The organism is Ancylomarina salipaludis (genome assembly GCF_004122035.1).
Classification (GTDB): domain Bacteria; phylum Bacteroidota; class Bacteroidia; order Bacteroidales; family Marinifilaceae; genus Ancylomarina; species Ancylomarina salipaludis.
The window spans coordinates 317,561-337,109 of the sequence record NZ_SAXA01000001.1 but is presented as its reverse complement, the minus strand read 5'-3'; the positions used below and the strand labels follow the sequence as shown (position 1 = coordinate 337,109).

The window sequence follows — 19,549 nt, the reverse complement described above, 5'->3', positions numbered from 1 at the left end:
AATCACTAAAGAATAAATTAAATGAAAAACAATTTTAGAATTATCAACTTTTTAAGAAAGCTGTTTTATTTTCTGTTTATATTAATTACCCTAAAGTTAGCTGCAGGTGTTTGTGTAAATATTGTCACTTTATTTTTTCCCTCATTTCCAATTACAGCTGGTGATATTCATTTCTATGGTGAAGCCTATTTGAAGCCAGAGGTTTCTTACAAACTTTTAGGCGGTGATTTTTTTACTGGTCAGTCTGATATTGCTCTTCGTATGAAGGGAATTGAATCTGAAAATTTATTTTATAGAATTTTTCGTCTTATTGATTTTTTAATTGTTAATCTATTGGTATATTTTTCATTAAAAAATGTATCTCGCTTGTTTACTGATCTTTCCAATAATCATCAGACAGATGCTTTTTTTAGTTGGGATAATTATAGAATTATAAAAAGAATTGCTTTTTTGTTGTTCGGTTTGTGGACTTATGCTTTGATTAATGGACTATTGTTTTCATTTTTATTTGTGAATGATGTTGTGGTGCAGGGAATGAACGTTAGTTTTCATCCAAGCTTGGGAAATATCCCCGGTTTTGTTACAGTGTTAATTGTTTTGGTATTTGCTGAAATATATCGCTCAGGTATCGATTTGAAAGAAGAAGCAGAATACACCATTTAATATCAATATACTTATGCCTATAATAACAAATTTAGATGTAATGCTTGCCAAGCGTAAGATGAGCTCGAAAGAACTGGCGGAACGTATTGGTATTACAATGGCTAATCTTTCTATTCTGAAATCGGGAAAGGCTAAGGCAGTTCGTTTTACCACACTTGAAGCTATTTGTAAGGAACTGAACTGTCAGCCAGGTGATTTATTCGAATATCAGACTGTGGATTCTGATGAAAAAACTGAATAATTCATATACTCTCATAAATAACAAGGCTCGATTCTAAATAGATTCGAGCCTTTATTTTAAACTATAATTTGTTCGTCCAGATAAGCGATAATCTCATCTTCCTGATCGGGATGAAACCATTTAATCTTTTCATCTCTGCGGAACCAGGACAATTGGCGCTTGGCGTAGTGTCGCGAATTGCGTTTGATTAATTCAATGGCTTTGTCGAGACTGATATTACCTTTAAAATGCTCGAACAGTTCTTTATAGCCAACTGTATTGAGTGAGTTTAGATCTTTGAATTCAAATAGAGCTCTGGCTTCTTCAATCTGGCCGTCGGCTATCATCATATCCACACGTTGGTTGATGCGATTGTAGAGTTCAGTTCTGTCTCTGTTTAAACCAATTTTTATAATGTCGAAATTTCTTTCTCTAGTTTTGTTGGTTCGCAGTGAGGAATAGGGTTTACCCGACATCAGACAAACTTCTACAGCATGTATCACACGTTTGGCATTTTGCAAATCGACTTGATCGTAAAAAACAGGATCAAGATTTTTTAGTTCTGCCTGCATGGCTTCCAGTCCATTTTTCTCATAACGAGTCCAGACTTCTTCTCTCAATTCCGGGGATATGGTAGGAATCAGGTCTATTCCATTGCAGACGGCATCGATATACATCATCGATCCGCCAACCATAAGCATTTGGTCTTTTTCCTTAAATTTTTCGGTAAGTAGAGCCAATGTTTTTTGTTCACATTCCCAGGAGCTAAAATAATCATGAATAGAGTGAGAATGGATGAAGTGATGTTTGACAGCCTCTAATTGTTCCTTTTCGGGTACAGCAGTGCCTATACGCATTTCACGATACACTTGTCTGCTATCTGATGAGGTGATTTCGGTATTGAAATGGCGGGCAATGCGTATGCTGAGATCCGTTTTTCCTACACCTGTAGGACCAAGTAGAACAATGAGTGTTTTTGCCATCGGTTTGTAAGTCTTATAGAATTAAAGCTCCTGATGAGGAGCTTTAGTTTGTATAATTGGGTGAAAGAAATTTTAAAGAATATCCTCGTAATCGTCAAGGTTTTCAAATTGAGGACCATTTTCAATATCATCATCAAAATCATCCATAAAATCGAAATCCGTATTCTTTTTCGTTGCTGATTTTAGGTCTAAACCATCAAGATCCAGGTCTTCAAGTTCATCAAAACTCATAACAATTTGTTCAGGAGCATCGCCATTATATGCACAAATTTTTGGGCTGTCAACAGCTACACGTCTTCTTTCAATATCAATTAATTCAATATTGAAATAACGATCAGAGAAGAAATCGAAGACGTAAATCATTTGAGGATTCTCCTTAGATAGGAATTCTCTTATCATAGCAACATCCATGGCTAGAATATTGACATTATCGTCCTCTTCGCTACTCATTTCAAAAAGGGCAATCTCTTTCTCTCTTTCCCCCATGTCAGAAATCTGGAAGAATGAAGCCATTTGCGTATTGTCGTAGGCAAGAGCTTGTTGTATGGTGTTGTGAAGTTCTAAATAGGTTCCTTCGTTATTCATTTCAATTTCCATAAGGAAATCGTCTTTCTCAGGTGAAGTGATTTTTAGTTTGTATATGTTCATGGTTTAGATTTTTATATAAAGGTAGAAAAGATCTTGCTTATTTTAGTTTAACTGACTTAAAAAAGCCATGGTGTCAACATTGTCCGCGTAATCGTTTAGGTCGGGTTGTTGTGCTTTTCCAAAAGGGATGGCATTTTCAAAACCTTTTCCAACAATGCATTGAATGTTTTCTTCATTTTCTTTAAGCTCTTGCTTAATTCGATCGATATTTTGATAGTGCTCGTAATATAAAACAGCAATTGGCGATGCAATGGACATATCTTCTTTCAATAGTAAAAAACCATTATCGTAGTGTTTTACGGCATTCATCAGATAAAGTGAGCGCTGATAGTCGTGGTTGTTAGCGTACTTGTTGTGATCAACGCTTGATGCGTAATCCTGCCAGGCATCTAGTATTTGTGTGATATCGTAATTTTCAGGTACGTAAAGTTTGGATACATTTCGACATCCAAGACCGAAGTAAAGAAAAACATCCTGTCCTAATTTGAAAAGGTCTTCTTTGCTTTCGTTACCTGTTAGTATAGCTACTGAATTTCTGTTTCGACGTATGATGTGTGGATACTTACTAAAGTAGGCTTCGAAATAACGGGCAGAGTTATTGCTTCCGGTTGCAATTATGGCATCAAAATCCTTTTGACCTCTGAGTTGCTCATTTTTGAATGAAATTAAATTCCTGAATTCAGGATTGAGTTCTCCAAGAAGTTTTGCAATAAAATTGAGTAGACGATTGTCTTTGGAAGAGAGCTTCCCGATAAATTGGTGACCTGATATAAGAACACAAAGCATGTCGTGAAAGCCAACCATAGGGATATTTCCTGCCATAATAACTGCTACACGTTTATCTGTAGTTTCATCAGAAACTAGATATTGGCTGGTCCATTCCTTAAGTTTTACTTTATCCAGAAAGGAACAGATTCCTATAATTGAAGCTCTAACATGATCAGGGGTAAACCAGGCATTTTCGATATGGGCATTCTTAATTAAATGATTGAATTCAGTAAGGAATCTCTCATTTAAATGATGATTGCCTTGACTTGTTTCAGTGGTTTTAAATTGCTGAAGAAATTGTCCGAGACTAACAAATGCTTCTATGCGTTCTGATATGTTCATTTTATATATAGAGTTGAAAAAATAAGGGTAGGTTCATAAATGTATCTGCAAATATATTAAAGATATTGGGATTCTCTAAAGCGACTTTTATCGATTTGAAGGAGTGTTTATAATTGTTTGACAAAGAAATTGCCGAGGATAAGTAATAGTGCGAGACTTCCTAAAATTCGATTGGATTTACGTGTCCAACTCGACCTGAATTTAATATGAATACTAAAGCTAAGGATTAGGAAGATTAGTGGAAGAAGAGCAGGATAGGTATGAATACTCTCGATAAAACGTCCATTTAATAGTAAAATAAAGGCCGATTGCAGACCGCATCCAGGGCATTCGATATGATAATTTTGATAGAATTGGCAGGTTAGACTGTGAGTTTCCAGCCAGGTTATAAGTTTTTGCCACATTTATTAAAGATTCTGTTAACATATTTTCACACTTGAATGTTAAATATATACAAAAAGAAAGATTTTTTAATCAAGTTTTAAAATCGAAAATCATTATTAGTTACTTAACGACATAAAAAAAAGCGCTGCAATTAATGCAGCGCTTTAGGATATTTTAATAATGATTAATTATCATCATCAGTTTCTTTCATAGTTGGATTGAACTCCCATGTGTCATCTAAATAAACAGATCCTGCCAAACCAGTTGTAAAGAAACCTCTATTGTTTAATGTAAATGCCACTGCGTTTTCTCTTGATGCAATTTCATCTTCAAGTGATGTTCTTTCTACCCATTCATCATTATTGGGATCATATTCCCATACTTCTCTGGAGTAACCTCCATTTTTACCAGTTACTATATAACCCTTACCGCTAATAACAAAAGAAACAGCATTGGTGCGTTGAACATCTTGTCTTTTGTTGTCTTTATCCAGGTATTTTTTACTCGTCCAGCCATTAGTTGTTTCAGATACTTTTGAAGGGTCATATTCCCAAACATATTTTAAGCTATTATCACCAGAAATAACATAGGCTTTGTCATTAATTACGAAAGTTGTCGCATTTTTAGATTTTTCACCATCAAAGGCGATTTTGGTCCAGTTTCCATTTTCAAATTTGTAAAAATCTTTAAGGTTGTTTCTGTCTTCACCTTCCTGGAAACCGTAACCTGTACCTACATAACCAATATTGTTGATAGAAAAAGCAACAGCATTTTGTCTTGCTCCACCGATAAAATCATTAGCTACTTTAGCCCAAGTGTTAGTTTCTGGAGTGTATTCCCAAAAGTCAGCAAGTCGATTACCATCTTCATCAACACCTGTACCAACATATCCTTTGCCATTAGCGGTGAAAGCAACTGCTTCATGTCTGGCAATTCCTCCAAAGTCAGCAATTGGGCTCCATCCGTCTTGTAGACTATATTTGTAAAATGTATTTAAAGCATCTTTCCCATCATAACCAGTGCCTACGTATACATCATCACCAATAACAAAGCTCACAGCTCCACCACGAATACGTCCTTCAAAAGAAGAACCTTTAATCCAGTTACCATCAAGACCGTTGTCGCTACCACAGCCAGTGAAAAATAGAGACAGTGCAAAAAATGCCAATAATAATCTTTGTTTCATGTGTTATGATTTTATCAATAATTAAATATGAGTATACTTTGATTGTTTTAAGAAAAGATTTTCCTTTTTTTTTTACTTATGACGACAAATATAAATAAAAATCAATAGGATTAGTTTTTCTCTACATAAAAATACAGAGGACTTTTGAAAAATTAACAATTAAAAACCTCGATTAGAAAATCTCGATATTTTATTTACATTTGTGCGTTATCCAATAATTTCTTATAAATCATCACATGATATTAGTTCATGATTTATCCTTAATTTATATGATTAGCAATCTGCTTCTATTTAGAATGAAAAGAATAAAAATTTTAGTGTCGATTTCAATACTTGTTTTTTTATCGAGTTGTAATTCAGGTGCATTTGAAGAGCACGAAATTGGCGATAACCTGATTGGTAATTCAACGGAAGTTTCTTTAATAGATACTTTTACCATTGAGAGTTCTACTGTCAAAATGGATTCTGTTGTAACTTCAGGACAAAAAAATATTTTATTTGGGAAGTATGACGATCCTTATTTTGGAAAGGTAAACTCTGATTTTTATGGTGTTTTAGGGCTAGGAGATTCTTTTAACCTTAGAAAAATTAATGTTAATGGAGTTGGTCAAGTGGATGTGCATGTGAAGTTTGATTCTTTAGTTTTTATTGTCTACTCCGATAAACGATATTACGGTGACACTTTAGCTCAGCAAAGCATATCTATTCATAAGGTTATTGAAGAAATTAAATACCCGGATAATGAGTTTGCTTTTTATGGACATAGAAATTTTGCCTATGAGGCAGAAGATTTATGTAATGTGAATTTTTTCGCAAAACCAGTTACTCAATCTGTTTATAATACCGAAATTGATCAGGATGCAGAAGCAAATGATGGTGGTATAAGATTTAGAATGGATGATGAATTAGGGCTTGATATTATTAAAAGGGTTAATAATACTGAAGACGATACGGTTCGTGATTCTAATAAATGGAAGAAATATTTTAATGGAATCGTTCTTAAACCTGGGCAAAATAATACAGTTATGCTTTCGTTCCCCATTACGGATAGTAAAATGAAAATGAGGCTTTATTATAGCGATGCTGAATATGATGAGGTTGGGGTGTCTCGCTTCCATGATTTTCCGGTTTTGAATACAATGTTGGCTTTTTCAAATTATACATCTGATAAAAGTTCGACTCCACAAAATTTAGGACGTATTGTCGACAGGACTGAAGAGTTGAGTTCTGATTCGACAGACAACTTGACTTTCATACAAGGGGGAATTGGTTTTATGACCAAAGTTAGAATTCCTTATTTGGAAAAATTAAATACATTAGGTTTGACTGGTGGTATATTAAAATCTGAATTGATCCTTTACCCAAAGGATGATAGCTTTGATTCGGAACAATTTAAGTTGCCATCTTCATCATCAGCTTTTAATATTTATACAACGAATGCTGATAATATGACATTAAGTTCAATTTTAAATCCAGTTAATAATCAGGCTGTTGCATCTGTGTATAACTTTAATCGGGAATATCCTGATGAGTCTTATTATTCAATAGATATAACAAATTATGTAAATAATGTTCTTCTCTCTGGGCAAAATTATGATGATGCTTTATTATTATCACTTCCTATAGAGACTATTGGAAATTCAATGGAACGAATGGTTATTGAGAACGATCCTAAGTCTGATTTTAGAATCAGATTAAAAACAACCTATGTGGTGCAAAAATAATTGATAAAACTTGAACTATTTAATTACGAATATATATGTGTAACATAAGAATGATTGTTAAGCCTTTTTATTCTACTAAGAAAATAATTGCACTTTTAGGTATAAGTTTGTTGTCTCTAACAAATTTGGTTACTGCACAGAATAATACGAGTTCACCCTATTCATATTATGGGCTAGGTGAATTGAGTCAAAGTGGTAGTGGTAATAGTATTTCTATGGGAGGAACGAGTTTGGCTTATAGAAATGGAGGTGTTTTGAATATTCAAAATCCCGCAGCTTTAGCACATATTGATAGTCTTAAGTTTATTTTTAATGTTGGGATGGCTGCCAAGTATACTAATTTGAATCAGGGAGATGAGAGTGATTCTTTTAATGATTATAACTTAACACGACTTGCTTTTGGTTTTAAAGTTTCGTCCAGATATTCAACAGCATTTTCTGTGTCACCGTATTCAAATTTGGGTTATGAGATTACAAAACGAGAGAAAGTAATTGGCTCCGAGACATATTTGAACCGTGCTCTGAAAGGTTCCGGAGGGTTAAATCAATTGATTTGGTCAAATGGAGTGAAAGTAACTAAAAATCTTTCTTTAGGAATTAATGGAATATATTTGTTTGGGAATAATACCCGAGATGAGATAATAACTCTAGAGAGTGGTTCTTCGTACGTATATGATAATAAAACGAAGTTAAATTCTCAAGGTCTATATTTTAATTTGGGTGCACAGTATCAATTAAATTTTGGTAAGTATAATTTTACCTTAGCTGCCAAATATCAACCCAAGCTAGCAGTGAGTGCTGAGCAAGTTATCCAGGTAACTAATTACAGCAGTGGTGTTGGTGCAGTTAGGTATGAGGATACTGATGAAGGTTCATTCGATGTTCCTGAAAGTTATGGCTTAGGTTTTGGCATAAATAGAGGTAAACATCTATGGATTGGTGGAGATTATCTACATGAAAAATGGAGTGATACGAAAGTTTTTAATAAAGATAATAACTTACGAGATCGTGATAAATTTAGTCTTGGAATTGAATATAAGGCTAATGATGGCTATGCTCGGAAATTTTTCAAAAAAATGACTTATCGCTTGGGTGGATTTTATGACACAGGATATATTACTGTTGAGGATGAAGAAATTGGAGCTATGGGTGTTAGTTTAGGTTTAGGTATCCCCATGGCAAAAAACACGGGTATGATTAATGTTGCTCTTGAGTTTGGATTTTCAGGAACAACAAACAATAATATGGTTCGGGAAGATTTTACACGAATCACTGTTGACATTAATCTTTTTGAACGTTGGTTCGTGAAACGTAAGTATCATTAATAGATTGTTCTCATTACGAAAATATAAATACCCAAAAACCATCCGGTTTTTGGGTATTTTTATGAGTGAAAATATATGAAAAATGAGAATAAAAAAATAATAGACCTCTTACTCCAATTTAGAGTTGATAAAGAATAATATTGACTAATTTTGTATCGATTTAAAGTGAGACGATCACTTTGTTCAAAATACAATAATAAACAACACTGCTAATAGAACCATGTCATGTTTATTGTCACGAATGTATTATTACGATTGGGTTACAATGAGTCTGCTGGTTTAAAAAGATTATTATATGAAAATGATTTATAAACCTCAAGAGTATAGAATCAAGGATGAGAGGATGAAACCTTTTATTGATGAGTCTGAAATTTGGGAGATATTAGATTCTGCTGAACCTACAAAAGAAAATGTAAGAGCAGTAATTCAAAAATCATTGGCTAAGAACCGTTTGAGTTTGCAGGAAACTGCACTTTTGTTAAAAACGGAAGACCCTGAATTAATTGAGGAAATAAAGGCAGGAGCCCGAACATTGAAAGAAAATGTATATGGTGATCGTATTGTCATTTTTGCGCCTTTATATGTGGGAAATAAGTGTGTTAATAATTGTACTTATTGTGGATTTAGGGCATCCAACAAAAAGCAAAAAAGGACAACATTAAATGAAATTCAACTCAGATCTGAGGTGAAGTCATTGGAAGATAATGGTCAAAAACGTTTGATTTTAGTTTATGGTGAGCATCCCATGTATGATGCTGATTTTATTGCGGATTCTGTGCGGACGGTTTATTCAGTTAAATCAGGATCAGGAGAAATTCGACGTGTCAATATTAATGCTGCTCCTTTGGATATTGATGGTTACAAAAAAGTAAAGGATGCTGGTATTGGAACATATCAGATCTTTCAGGAAACCTACCATCGGGAGGCCTATGCAAAATATCACTTAAGTGGACAGAAGAGCAATTTTGATTGGCGTTTGACAGGATTGGACCGAGCTCAGGAAGCTTTAATTGATGATGTTGGTATTGGAGCTTTGTTTGGTCTGTATGATTGGAAATATGAGGTTTTAGGTCTTCTTCGTCATGTCAACCATTTTGAGGCTTGTTACAATGTTGGTCCTCATACTATTTCATTTCCGAGAATAAAGGCCGCATCTGATTCGACTATTGACCCAAAGTTTGAGGTTAATGATGCGGATTTTATTCGTTTAGTGGCAATTTTGCGTTTAGCTGTGCCTTATACAGGTTTGATTTTAACCGCTCGAGAAACCAAAGAGTTGCGGGAAGAAGTGATTAAACTGGGGGTTTCTCAGATTGATGCAGGAACTAATATTCAACTGGGAGGTTATTCGGAAGAGAGTCGAGAAGAACAGCAGCTGGATCATGAGCAATTTGAAATTGGTGATACCAGAAGTCTTGGGGAAGTGATTGATGAATTGTTGGATAAACAATATTTGCCATCATTTTGTACGGCTTGTTACCGTAAAGGGAGGACAGGCGAACATTTTATGGAATTTTCTGTTCCTGGCTTTATTAAGCGTTTTTGTACTCAGAATGCCATTTTAACTTTGGCAGAATATCTTGAGGATTATGCGACTCCTGATCAAAAGACTAAAGGCTACAAGTTGATTGATCTAAAAGTTGGAGAACTTAATGAGAAGGATAGCCTTAAAGTTGCTCCCTTACTGGAACGATTGGAGAAAGTGAAGCAAGGAGAACGAGATTTATATTTTTAGATTTTAGTCTTGATATACAAAATATGAAAGCCCGATTTTTGAGATTATTTCAAAAATCGGGTTTCTTATTTTTAGTATTCTGCTTTGTTCATTTCTATAATGAAGTTACTTCCTTGACCAATCTGACTTTCACACCAGACTTTCCCTTCCATAGCTTCAACGTATTTTTTCACTATAGATAAACCGAGTCCGGTAGATCGTTCTCCAGCGGTTGGTTTGGCACTTAGAGTTTGAAATTTACCAAACATCCTTTTCTGATCTTCTGACGAAATACCGGGTCCTTCGTCTTTAATCATAGTCTTAACTTTATCACCATCTTCCCAAACTTTAATCCAGATTTCCTTATTCGAAGGGGAAAATTTAATTGCATTTGAGATTAGGTTCTCATAAACTTGGGTCATGTATTCCGGGTCGACTTCTGCGTAAGAATCTGTTGATTCAAAATTTAATTTGATTTGTTTTTTGTCAAGTTTTTCTTTGAAATTATGATTGACTATATTGAGTAATCTTGATAGGTTGGTTTTTTCAAGTTGCATATTTATACTCTTCGATTCAATCATTTTAACATCAAGTATCCGTGTAATCATCTTATTCATACGGGTCAAGGCATTCAGCATGAAATCAATGTTTTCAACATCTTCAGGATGATTGCTGTTTTTTATCTGCGATTTTAAATACTCTGCAATTGTTAGGGTTGACGTCAATGGGTTTTTTAAATCGTGAGCAATAATTCCTATCAAGTGATTTTTCTCATTATTTAATTCTGTGAGCTCCGCATTTTTATTGAGAATTTCCTCTTTCTGCAGATTGATGTTGTTGTTTGCCTTTTGCAGCCACTTTGCTTGCAGTTCAATTTTTTGAAAGACCTGAGCATTTTCGATTGCAATACTAGCGTATACTGCAATATTTTGCAGAAGACTTAAGTGGTAGTCTTTAAACGCATTTTTCAAGTAGCTTTGTACAGTAATAACGCCAATTATTTTACCTCTTACTTTCAGAGGGAGGTAGATGACCGATTTTGGGAGATGTGATTTATTGATTGAAATGACTTTTTCTATGTATTTCGAGGCTTCTTTATCAAGATCATTGATGAAAATTTCAGCTTCATTTTTGTAGCAGTATACCGCAAGCTGATTGGGATCATCTAAATCAAATCTAATATTGTTGATGTCATTTCCATCTTCTTTAAACCGAGGGAAGTAAAGATCTTTTTTTGATTTGTCGTACACACCAATCCCAAAAATGGATGCATCCATCAGTTCTTTTACCGATTGATATGCAGAATCAATAATACGTTCAAATGAAAGGTTAGCTGTTATTATTTTACCAATATCACTTAAATGGATAAGATTCATATATGATTTCTGAAGAAATTGGGATTGTTGAAGAATCTCTTCTTTTTGCTCTTCAAGTGCTTCGTTTTTCTTTTCAATTTCAGTTTTTTGTGATCTGATTTCTTTAGTTTTATCAAAGACCATTATTTCAAGCACTTTTTGCTTGTTGCGAATATTGATTAATCTAATTTTAATGGTTAAAAAGACCACTATACCTAGAAAAATAACAAGGAGAGATAGAAACCACCAGGTTAACCACCAGGGAGGGAGTATGGTGAATGTGTATTCGTATGGACTCGCAGTCCAGATGCCATCACTGTTTGATGCTTTAATTTTAAGGGTGTAGGTGCCTGGAGGAATTCTTGAATAAATAGCTTCGGATTTGTTTGTGATTGGTGACCATTCTTTATCCAAGCCTTCAAGAATCCATTTGTATTTTACTTTTTCAGGCGATTTGTAGGATAATGCCTCAAAATTAAATGTAAGGTGGTGCATGTCATGAGTCAGTTCCAAATTCTGAGGAATAGGAAACCAAGGGCTAATGCTGCTATATTTGTCTTTATATTTGTTGTCCTTCCAATTTATCTTTTTGAAAAATAAATTGATATCAGTCAGTTGGATGATGGGAGGAGTTATGTTGATGTTATCGTTGCTTGGATTGAATACCATTGCTCCGTTGACAGTTCCAAACCATAAATTTTGATTTTTATCAATATAATTGCTGGCGCCATTATTCTCAATACCGATAAAACCATCGTATTTATCGTAGTTTCGAATTTTGTCTATCTTCCCAGATAAGTCGATTGAAATTCGATCGACGCCATTTTGTGTCCCAGCCCAGATATTTCCTTCCTTATCTGTAAGAATAGAATACGTAATTTCAGAACTTAAACCATCTTCTACGCTGACTTTTGTCCAACGCTGATCGTCCCATAAACAAAGCCCTCCACTGAAAGTGGCAGCCCATATCCGGCCTAGTTTGTCTTCACAAGTTTGCAGAACCCAATCATGACTTAATCCATTCTTAGTATCGTAATTAATAACTTGATCGCCATCGAGTACTGAGACGCCATGCATATGAGAAAGCCATAGGCGATTTTTGGAGTCAATAAAGATGTTCGAGATATTCTCGCTGGTTAAATCATAATTCGTTGAGTTAATTTTACGCTTTTTGTTATCCTTATCGATAAATACAAGTCCATGACCTATAACTGAAAACCAGATTCCTTTTTCATTAGCACAGATGTCTGAGATAATATTTTTGGAATTGAAGCCATAGGTTTCTGCTTCTGATTTAATTTTTCCATCCTGATATTTAAATAATCCATTTTCAGAGGCAATGAGTATAGTCCCATCGTTCAGCTCATGTAAATCGATGACTCTGCTCAAAGATGGATGCATTTCTGACGTTAGAGTCTGATATTCCCCATTTTTATAACGAACAATTCCCTTGCCCGAAATACTGAACCAATAATAACCTTTGGAATCTTGAAGTGTGGCTAAGACAATATTTCCCCCTATGATGTTTTTGAAATCGAGGGATAAGAATTTATTTGATCCATATTTGATTAATCCGTTTCCACTGGTTGTCAACCAAATATTTCCTTCTTTATCTTCCAGGATTTCCTGAATGTACGGGGAGATTAAGCCTTTGTTCTGGTCAATTATTTTTGTGTCCTGATCTGTAACAATGGCTAAACCAACTTCTTTAATACAGACCCAAAGTCTTTTGTTGGAGTCAAGGCTTATATTGGTAATATTTAATGGGTTGATCGATTCCGGAAGTTCTACTTTTGATATTTTCCCATTTTTAGTTTTATATATTGAGAAACCATAATTTGGTTTAAAGGCTCTGTACCAGCATTCATGGTTTGAATCAAAAAAAGAAGGAATAATTACTTGATCTCTAAACAGACTGTCATCATTGAGTTTTGATTTTGTCAGTTGATTGTCTTTGTATTCATATAAGGCATTCTGAGTTGTAATCAGGAGTTTTCCTGTCGGATCATTTAATATGGAGAATACTCGATTATTGTTGCTGAGTTCCGGAAATAATTTGCTGGCATGATAAATATGCCCATCTAGAAGATAGATTAATACCCGTTCTTTATCCCTAATTCCCAAAGCCCAGATTTTACCATCATTACTTTCCTGAATTTTAATGTATCTGGCTATAGGGAGACTATCTGTTTCTTTATAATTGATGAATTCACTTCCGTTAAAAAAGCTAATCCCCGTACTGGTTCCAATCCAAATGTTATCTTTTTTATCCTGAAACAGAGAGCGAATATTATTATCTTCTAAGCCATGATTTTTATTGTAAGAGAAGAATTCCTGTCCATTAAATCGTGATAAGCCTCCACCATTTGTTCCCACCCATAAGTTCCCTGTTCGGTCTTGAATGATTGAGGATACTTCCGATTGGGGTAAACCTTGTTCCAACGAATAGTTAGTAAAGCTATATTGCTGAGCGTAGCTTGCAATGGCTAGTGTAAAAAGAAAAAGGCTTAGTAATATTTTGGTGAATAGGTTGTTCATGTTATCAATGCTTATCTTATGGCTCACCCAGAGTGTGCCAATTGTAGCTTAAAGTTAAGTTTGCTTTTGAAATTCTTCAATATTAACAGTAAAATTTGCCTTTTAGTATATTTAATATAAAGCTTGCTTAAAAGCAGTAAAAGGTACAAATTTTTTCAGGTATTTAAAAATAGTACTTTTGTTATCTATAAATTGAAATAATTAAAGTTTTTTAGCAATATATTTAACTTAAAATATTAGATTGTATTATTATGAACCATATGGTTCGGAACTAAAAGATGAGTTAACCGGACTAAAATCTTAACCTTATTTACAATGATTACTAAATTAATTACAAAGCTTGGATTGGTTAGTTTGACCTTGTCTTTGTTTTCATGTCAAACTCAGGATCCAATAGAAAAGGCCGAGTCAGTAATATCTGAGGCCCGGATGAAAGAGTATATTCAGGTTTTGGCTTCTGATGAATTTCAGGGACGAAAACCCTTTTCTCCTGGAGAAAGCAAAACGATTAAATACATCTCAGAGGTGTATTCTGATTTGGGATTGAAGACAGATAATGACTATTTGCAGGAAGTTCCTTTGGTTGAAGTGACTGTTGGTGTAGATGCGCCAATGCAGTTTGTGACAAAAGGCAAAGAGAGTACTATTCGATATAAGGACGATTTTGTTGTTTTTTCACATCGATTGGAAGATAAAATTGAAGTGAAAAATTCCGAAGTCGTTTTTGCGGGTTATGGTATTGTTGCTCCGGAATATGGATGGAATGATTATGAGAATCTTGATGTGAAAGGGAAAACTGTTTTGGTTTTGGTAAATGATCCCGGACTGGATTCAGGCAATGATAAATTGTTTAAAGGTAACGAAATGACTTATTATGGTCGCTGGAGTTATAAGTTTGAGGAAGCAGCCAGACAAGGTGCAGCAGCTCTATTAATTATTCATGACAATAAAGGGGCTGGTTATCCATGGTCTGTAGTTTTGAACTCGGCATTGGTTCCTAAATTGTATCAGCAATCTGAAAATAAGTATCAGGACAGAGCTGCGATAGAAGGCTGGTTGACTCATGAAGTTGCGTCTGAATTATTTGCAGCGAATCAATTGAATTTGGATGAAGCTGTTGCGAGTGCCAGAAAAAAAGGATTTCATGGCTTTACTCTGGATACAAAAATGAGCATGACAATTAGAAATTCATTCAGTGAAGATGTCACGCATAATGTTATCGGAGTTATAAAAGGAAGTGACCTTTCTGATGAGTGTATTGTGTATTCTGCCCATTGGGATCATCTTGGCATAGGTCGGAAAATGAATGGTGATAGTATTTATAATGGTGCCGTTGATAATGGAACGTCATTGGCTTGGATGTTTGAGATTGCTCAGGCTTTTAAAGCTATGCCTACTCCACGACGTTCTGTGGTGTTTTTAGCTCCATCTGCTGAAGAATCGGGTTTGAATGGATCTTCTTTTTACGTCAATCATCCTTTGTTTCCTCTAAATAAAACGGTTGCCAATATTAATAATGATTTGATGTTGCCTTATGGACGCATGAAAGATTTGATGGTAACAGGGTATGGTCAGTCTGAATTGGATGATTATGCCGAGGAGGCTGCCAAACAACAAGGACGCTATATCTTGCCGGACCCTAATCCGCATACGGGGATGTATTATCGGGCTGATCATTTTAGCTTTGCTAAAGCTGGCGTACCTGCTTTGTTTGCTCGAGGGAACTGTGATCATATTGAAAAAGGGAAGGCTTTTATGTCAGAGAAAGAGAAGGATTGGTTGGCAAATAATTATCACAAGCCTTTTGATGAATACCAGGATTGGTGGGATTTGTCAGGTGTTGCTGAAGATGCTAAACTGATGTTTCGTATTGGATGGAAATTAGCTAACGAGGATTCATTCCCTAAATGGAAAGATGGATCTGAATTCAAAGCCATTCGTGAAAAGCAGTTTGAGAAATAGAGAAGTTAAATCTCGTTTTCAAATTTATATCTACAAAAAAGCGATCTCACCTGAACTGAGATCGCTTTTTTATTGGGTAGAATTTAGTGTCTTGATTTGTAATGTAAGGAGTCGCCCCATTGTCCGTATCCAATCTCGCCATCGGCCATATTAATTCGAGCTTCCATGCAGTTGGTACAATCATCAGCACCCTCATCAATACAGGGTTTGTTTTGGTATAAAAGGTAGTTCGCTCTTTCTTGTGTCGGAGTAATATTTGGCATGATAATGTTTGCGCCAATTTTCAAGGCTTTTTCTCTTCCCAGAGGATCGATCGCTTGCAGGGCAGTGGCAGCGGCAATATTAATATCCTTCATCATAATTCGAAGAACCGCAATCATTCTAAGCGTTAATCTAAATCTTTCATTCAGACTCATCAACTGATCTTTGTACTGATACAATGGCGTTTGATCATGCTCAATAAAAGGCCCCATGCCTACCATATCAATATCAAATTTTTTCATGAAAAGTAAGTCATTGGCTAAATCGTCATAGGTTTGAAAGGGAAGACCAATCATCACGCCAGTTCCCGTTTGATAGCCAATATCCTGAAGAGACTGCAAGCATTTAAGTCGGGTTGCATGCGAGTGTTCTTCATTATTGGGGTGGATTTTATTATACAGTTCAGCATTGCTCGATTCAATACGAAGCAAATAACGATGGGCTCCTGCATCAAACCATTTTTGATAGGTTTCAGCACTTTGCTCACCAAGTGAAATGGTGATACCCAACTCGTTATTACTAATTTTTTTGATATCTCTTAATAGTTGACTTATTCGACTGACAAAAGCTGGATCGGAACGTTCTCCAGCTTGCAAAACTATTGAGCCGTATTTGTGTTCATGGGCAAATTTAGCAGCCTTCAGAATTTGATCATTTGCAATATCATAGCGATTGACCTCTTTGTTAGTCGCCCGAATGCCACAATATAAGCAGTCTTTTTTACAAATATTTGAGAATTCAACGAGTCCGCGGAAATAGACTTTATTGCCAATATGTTCAAGTTTTACTTCGTGTGAACGTTTAAATAAAGCCTTCTCTTGTTCACCACTAGCTTTTAAAAGTCGAACAATATCGTCTTTGGTAAAGTTTTCTTTCTGTAATAGAGTGTTGAAACTAATATTCATATCCGTGGAATTAGGTTTTATGTGCTTGAGTTTGTTTCGCAAAAATAGTGATAAAAATTTAAGATTTTCTTTCGAATTGTAGTATTTAGAGTTTCGTACTCGAAACTCTTTAATATGTTTATCTGGGGAATTTTATTTTAAATTTTTAAGACCTGTCTGTATTGGTAGTTTATGCAGAAGCGGGAAAATAGGGGGGTATTTGCAAACGTTTGTTTTAGATCAGTTCTAAATTGTTGTTTTTTTCGATATAAATGAATGTTTGCTTACAGATTACTAGTGTTTCTTCTTTTTAGAGTATTGATTCTTACTATATTTGTCCAAAATTTTGATGAATCATAAGTTGGTTGCAGGTGATTATATTTGTGAGATAGCTCACCCAAAATCAGTTTTAAAGTGTTTATACAAAGAGTTGAGCAGATTCGTTTTTTGTCAATCAGAATTTAATTTGAAATAAAATACTAAAACATATACAATGATTAACGAACAGTTATTAAATCCTAAAAGTATTGTTGTTGTTGGAGGCTCCGACGATGTACAAAAGCCGGGTGGTAAGGTTTTAAAGAATCTTATTGATGGAAATTTTAAAGGAAACCTATATGTTGCTAACCCCAAGTTAGACGAGGTTCAGGGAATTAAGTCATACAAGAATCCACAGGATTTACCTGAAGTGGATTGTGCAATCTTAGCAATTGCAGCTAAGTTTTGCCCACAGACAATTGAGTTGTTGGCAAAAGAGAAAAATACACGCGCATTTATTATTCTATCGGCTGGATTTAGCGAAGAGAATGAAGAGGGAGCTGAACTTGAGAGACAAATTGTTGAAACCGTAAATTCGGTTGGTGGTGCTTTAATCGGACCAAACTGTGTAGGTGTACTAAATTCAAACTACAATGGTGTTTTCACAACTCCAATTCCATCATTAGATCCTAAGGGATGTGATTTTATTTCAGGTTCAGGAGCAACGGCTGTATTTATCATGGAGTCTGGTGTACCTAAGGGGCTTTCATTCTCAAGTGTTTATTCAGTAGGGAACTCGGCACAAATGGGTGTTGAAGAGATTTTGAAGTATATGGATGAGAGCTACGATCCTGAAACATCGAGCTCTGTTAAATTGTTATATATCGAGAACATCGATAAGCCGGAAATGTTGTTGAAACACGCTTCGTCATTGATTCGTAAAGGTTGTAAGATTGCTGCGATTAAATCGGGTAGCTCGGAAGCAGGTTCTCGTGCCGCTTCATCACATACTGGAGCTTTGGCCAGTCCGGATGTGGCTGTAAATGCACTTTTCAAAAAAGCAGGTATTGTACGTTGTTCGGGTAGAGACGAGTTGGCGACTGTTGCTTCTATCTTTATGCATCCTGAGTTGAAAGGTAAAAACATTGCGGTTATTACTCATGCAGGTGGACCAGCAGTTATGTTGACCGATTCGCTTTCAAACAATGGTTTGGATGTGCCTCATATCGAAGGGCCTAAATCTGATGCTTTGCTAGAGAAACTTTATGCAGGCTCGTCAGTGGCAAATCCAATCGATTTTCTTGCAACAGGTACAGCTCAGCAGTTGGGTGATATTATCGATGCTTGTGAAAATGATTTTGACAATATCGATGCGATGGCTGTTGTGTTTGGTAGCCCGGGTTTATTCCCTGTATACGATGTCTACGATTTGTTGGATGAGAAAATGAAACAGTGCAAAAAGCCAATTTATCCAATTCTGCCATCGGTGATTAATGTTAAAGATGAAATTGAACATTTCTTGGCTAAAGGTCGAATCAATTTTCCTGATGAGGTTGTATTTGGTGACGCATTGGCTAAGGTTTATAACACACCAAAGCCAGAGGCTGAAAATATTGTGATACCTGAGGTTGATAAAAAGGCGATCCGTGCCATTATCGATGAGGCTGATAACGGTTACTTAGCTCCTGAAAAAATTCATGCTTTATTGGATGCTGCTGGTATCGATCGTTCGAAAGAAGGTGTGATTGATACGGTAGAAGCTGCTAAGGAAATGGCTAAGGAAATTGGTTACCCAATGGTAATGAAAGTTGTTGGTCCGGTTCATAAGTCTGATGTTGGAGGGGTTGTTTTAAATGTGATGAATGAGGAAACTGTAGTGGCTGAGTTCGAGCGTTTGATTAAGATTCAGGATACATATGCCGTAATGATGTGTTCTCAGCATAAAGGAACTGAAGTTTTTATTGGCGCTAAACGTGAAGATAAATTCGGACACATGGTATTGTGTGGTTTGGGTGGAATTTTCATCGAAGTATTTAAAGATGTGAAAGCAGCTTTAGCTCCAATTTCAACTGAAGAAGCTCATGAAATGATTCGTGGTTTACAATCTTACGGTATCATTAAAGGTATTCGTGGACAAGAGCCTGTAAACGAAGAGAAATTTGCTGATGCTGTTTCTCGTGTTGCTGCCTTAATGACAGTAGCTCCTGAGATTTTTGAAATGGACTTAAACCCACTTTTAGGATCGAAAGATGCTGTTGTTGCCGTGGATGCTCGTATTCGAATTGAAAAAGAGATGTAAAACTGTGACTTAGCTTGTTTGTAGGTTCGTGAATT

At 35.4% G+C, this 19,549-nt stretch carries 14 protein-coding genes; 7 read left to right on the top strand and 7 right to left on the bottom strand.

Annotated elements, in window-relative coordinates; translation table 11 throughout:
- The first annotated feature begins 21 nt into the window (after positions 1 to 21).
- Positions 22 to 663: a DUF2975 domain-containing protein gene (locus EO244_RS01425; protein WP_129252215.1), complete on the top strand. Its 642-nt coding sequence runs from the start codon at positions 22 to 24 to the stop codon at positions 661 to 663.
- 13 nt (positions 664 to 676) lie between these two features.
- Complete coding sequence (locus tag EO244_RS01420) at positions 677 to 904, top strand: helix-turn-helix domain-containing protein (protein ID WP_129252213.1); 228 nt, start codon at positions 677 to 679, stop codon at positions 902 to 904.
- Between the two features lie 56 nt (positions 905 to 960).
- Here the strand turns inward: EO244_RS01420 and miaA are convergent, their stop codons facing one another.
- The 5 genes from miaA to EO244_RS01395 all read right to left on the bottom strand — a co-directional run bounded on the left by miaA (position 961) and on the right by EO244_RS01395 (position 5,194).
- On the bottom strand, positions 961 to 1,866 hold the full coding sequence (gene miaA / locus EO244_RS01415) for a tRNA (adenosine(37)-N6)-dimethylallyltransferase MiaA (protein WP_129252211.1): 906 nt from the start codon (positions 1,864 to 1,866) through the stop codon (positions 961 to 963).
- A gap of 72 nt (positions 1,867 to 1,938) precedes the next feature.
- On the bottom strand, positions 1,939 to 2,514 hold the full coding sequence (locus tag EO244_RS01410) for an IS1096 element passenger TnpR family protein (protein WP_129252210.1): 576 nt from the start codon (positions 2,512 to 2,514) through the stop codon (positions 1,939 to 1,941).
- Positions 2,515 to 2,556: 42 nt separating this feature from the next.
- The gene (locus EO244_RS01405) at positions 2,557 to 3,624 is read right to left on the bottom strand and encodes an acyl-CoA reductase (protein ID WP_129252208.1); all 1,068 of its coding nucleotides are present in this window, start codon (positions 3,622 to 3,624) and stop codon (positions 2,557 to 2,559) included.
- 107 nt (positions 3,625 to 3,731) lie between these two features.
- Positions 3,732 to 4,028, bottom strand: coding sequence for a DUF2752 domain-containing protein (locus EO244_RS17190; RefSeq protein ID WP_129252206.1), 297 nt, complete (start codon positions 4,026 to 4,028; stop codon positions 3,732 to 3,734).
- A 164-nt stretch (positions 4,029 to 4,192) separates the two neighbouring features.
- A complete protein-coding gene (locus EO244_RS01395; RefSeq protein ID WP_129252205.1) occupies positions 4,193 to 5,194 on the bottom strand; it encodes a Kelch repeat-containing protein in 1,002 nt (333 codons plus the stop codon).
- A gap of 296 nt (positions 5,195 to 5,490) precedes the next feature.
- Between EO244_RS01395 and EO244_RS01390 the strand changes: the two genes are divergently transcribed.
- The 3 genes from EO244_RS01390 (at position 5,491) to hydG (ending at position 9,978) form a co-directional block, all read left to right on the top strand.
- Positions 5,491 to 6,918 (top strand): DUF4270 family protein, encoded by a 1,428-nt coding sequence (locus EO244_RS01390; protein WP_164977384.1) that lies wholly within the window; start codon positions 5,491 to 5,493, stop codon positions 6,916 to 6,918.
- Between the two features lie 35 nt (positions 6,919 to 6,953).
- Entirely contained in the window at positions 6,954 to 8,243 is a 1,290-nt protein-coding gene (locus EO244_RS01385; RefSeq protein ID WP_129252200.1) for an OmpP1/FadL family transporter, read from the top strand.
- A 295-nt stretch (positions 8,244 to 8,538) separates the two neighbouring features.
- The gene (gene hydG, locus EO244_RS01380) at positions 8,539 to 9,978 is read left to right on the top strand and encodes a [FeFe] hydrogenase H-cluster radical SAM maturase HydG (RefSeq protein ID WP_129252198.1); all 1,440 of its coding nucleotides are present in this window, start codon (positions 8,539 to 8,541) and stop codon (positions 9,976 to 9,978) included.
- A 71-nt stretch (positions 9,979 to 10,049) separates the two neighbouring features.
- Here hydG and EO244_RS01375 read toward each other — a convergent pair whose 3' ends face one another.
- A complete protein-coding gene (locus tag EO244_RS01375) occupies positions 10,050 to 13,850 on the bottom strand; it encodes a sensor histidine kinase (protein WP_129252197.1) in 3,801 nt (1,266 codons plus the stop codon).
- A gap of 315 nt (positions 13,851 to 14,165) precedes the next feature.
- Here EO244_RS01375 and EO244_RS01370 point away from each other — a divergent pair, with 315 nt between their 5' ends.
- Positions 14,166 to 15,812 carry a M28 family metallopeptidase gene (locus EO244_RS01370; protein ID WP_129252195.1) on the top strand — a complete coding sequence of 549 codons (1,647 nt, stop codon included), beginning with the start codon at positions 14,166 to 14,168 and terminating at the stop codon, positions 15,810 to 15,812.
- An 83-nt stretch (positions 15,813 to 15,895) separates the two neighbouring features.
- On the opposite strand, the gene hydE is transcribed toward EO244_RS01370, so the two are convergent.
- Positions 15,896 to 16,978 (bottom strand): [FeFe] hydrogenase H-cluster radical SAM maturase HydE, encoded by a 1,083-nt coding sequence (gene hydE / locus EO244_RS01365; RefSeq protein WP_129252193.1) that lies wholly within the window; start codon positions 16,976 to 16,978, stop codon positions 15,896 to 15,898.
- Between the two features lie 472 nt (positions 16,979 to 17,450).
- Between hydE and EO244_RS01360 the strand changes: the two genes are divergently transcribed.
- Positions 17,451 to 19,514 carry an acetate--CoA ligase family protein gene (locus tag EO244_RS01360; RefSeq protein WP_129252192.1) on the top strand — a complete coding sequence of 688 codons (2,064 nt, stop codon included), beginning with the start codon at positions 17,451 to 17,453 and terminating at the stop codon, positions 19,512 to 19,514.
- Positions 19,515 to 19,549: the final 35 nt, after the last annotated feature.

Excerpts from the sequence above, each read along its gene's own strand:
- EO244_RS01425 (WP_129252215.1), top strand. The coding sequence starts at position 22 with ATGAAAAACAATTTTAGAATTATCAACTTTTTAAGAAAGCTGTTTTAT.
- EO244_RS01420 (WP_129252213.1), top strand. The coding sequence starts at position 677 with ATGCCTATAATAACAAATTTAGATGTAATGCTTGCCAAGCGTAAGATG.
- miaA (WP_129252211.1), bottom strand. The coding sequence starts at position 1,866 with ATGGCAAAAACACTCATTGTTCTACTTGGTCCTACAGGTGTAGGAAAA.
- EO244_RS01410 (WP_129252210.1), bottom strand. The coding sequence starts at position 2,514 with ATGAACATATACAAACTAAAAATCACTTCACCTGAGAAAGACGATTTC.
- EO244_RS01405 (WP_129252208.1), bottom strand. The coding sequence starts at position 3,624 with ATGAACATATCAGAACGCATAGAAGCATTTGTTAGTCTCGGACAATTT.
- EO244_RS17190 (WP_129252206.1), bottom strand. The coding sequence starts at position 4,028 with ATGTGGCAAAAACTTATAACCTGGCTGGAAACTCACAGTCTAACCTGC.
- EO244_RS01395 (WP_129252205.1), bottom strand. The coding sequence starts at position 5,194 with ATGAAACAAAGATTATTATTGGCATTTTTTGCACTGTCTCTATTTTTC.
- EO244_RS01390 (WP_164977384.1), top strand. The coding sequence starts at position 5,491 with ATGAAAAGAATAAAAATTTTAGTGTCGATTTCAATACTTGTTTTTTTA.
- EO244_RS01385 (WP_129252200.1), top strand. The coding sequence starts at position 6,954 with ATGTGTAACATAAGAATGATTGTTAAGCCTTTTTATTCTACTAAGAAA.
- hydG (WP_129252198.1), top strand. The coding sequence starts at position 8,539 with ATGAAAATGATTTATAAACCTCAAGAGTATAGAATCAAGGATGAGAGG.
- EO244_RS01375 (WP_129252197.1), bottom strand. The coding sequence starts at position 13,850 with ATGAACAACCTATTCACCAAAATATTACTAAGCCTTTTTCTTTTTACA.
- EO244_RS01370 (WP_129252195.1), top strand. The coding sequence starts at position 14,166 with ATGATTACTAAATTAATTACAAAGCTTGGATTGGTTAGTTTGACCTTG.
- hydE (WP_129252193.1), bottom strand. The coding sequence starts at position 16,978 with ATGAATATTAGTTTCAACACTCTATTACAGAAAGAAAACTTTACCAAA.
- EO244_RS01360 (WP_129252192.1), top strand. The coding sequence starts at position 17,451 with ATGATTAACGAACAGTTATTAAATCCTAAAAGTATTGTTGTTGTTGGA.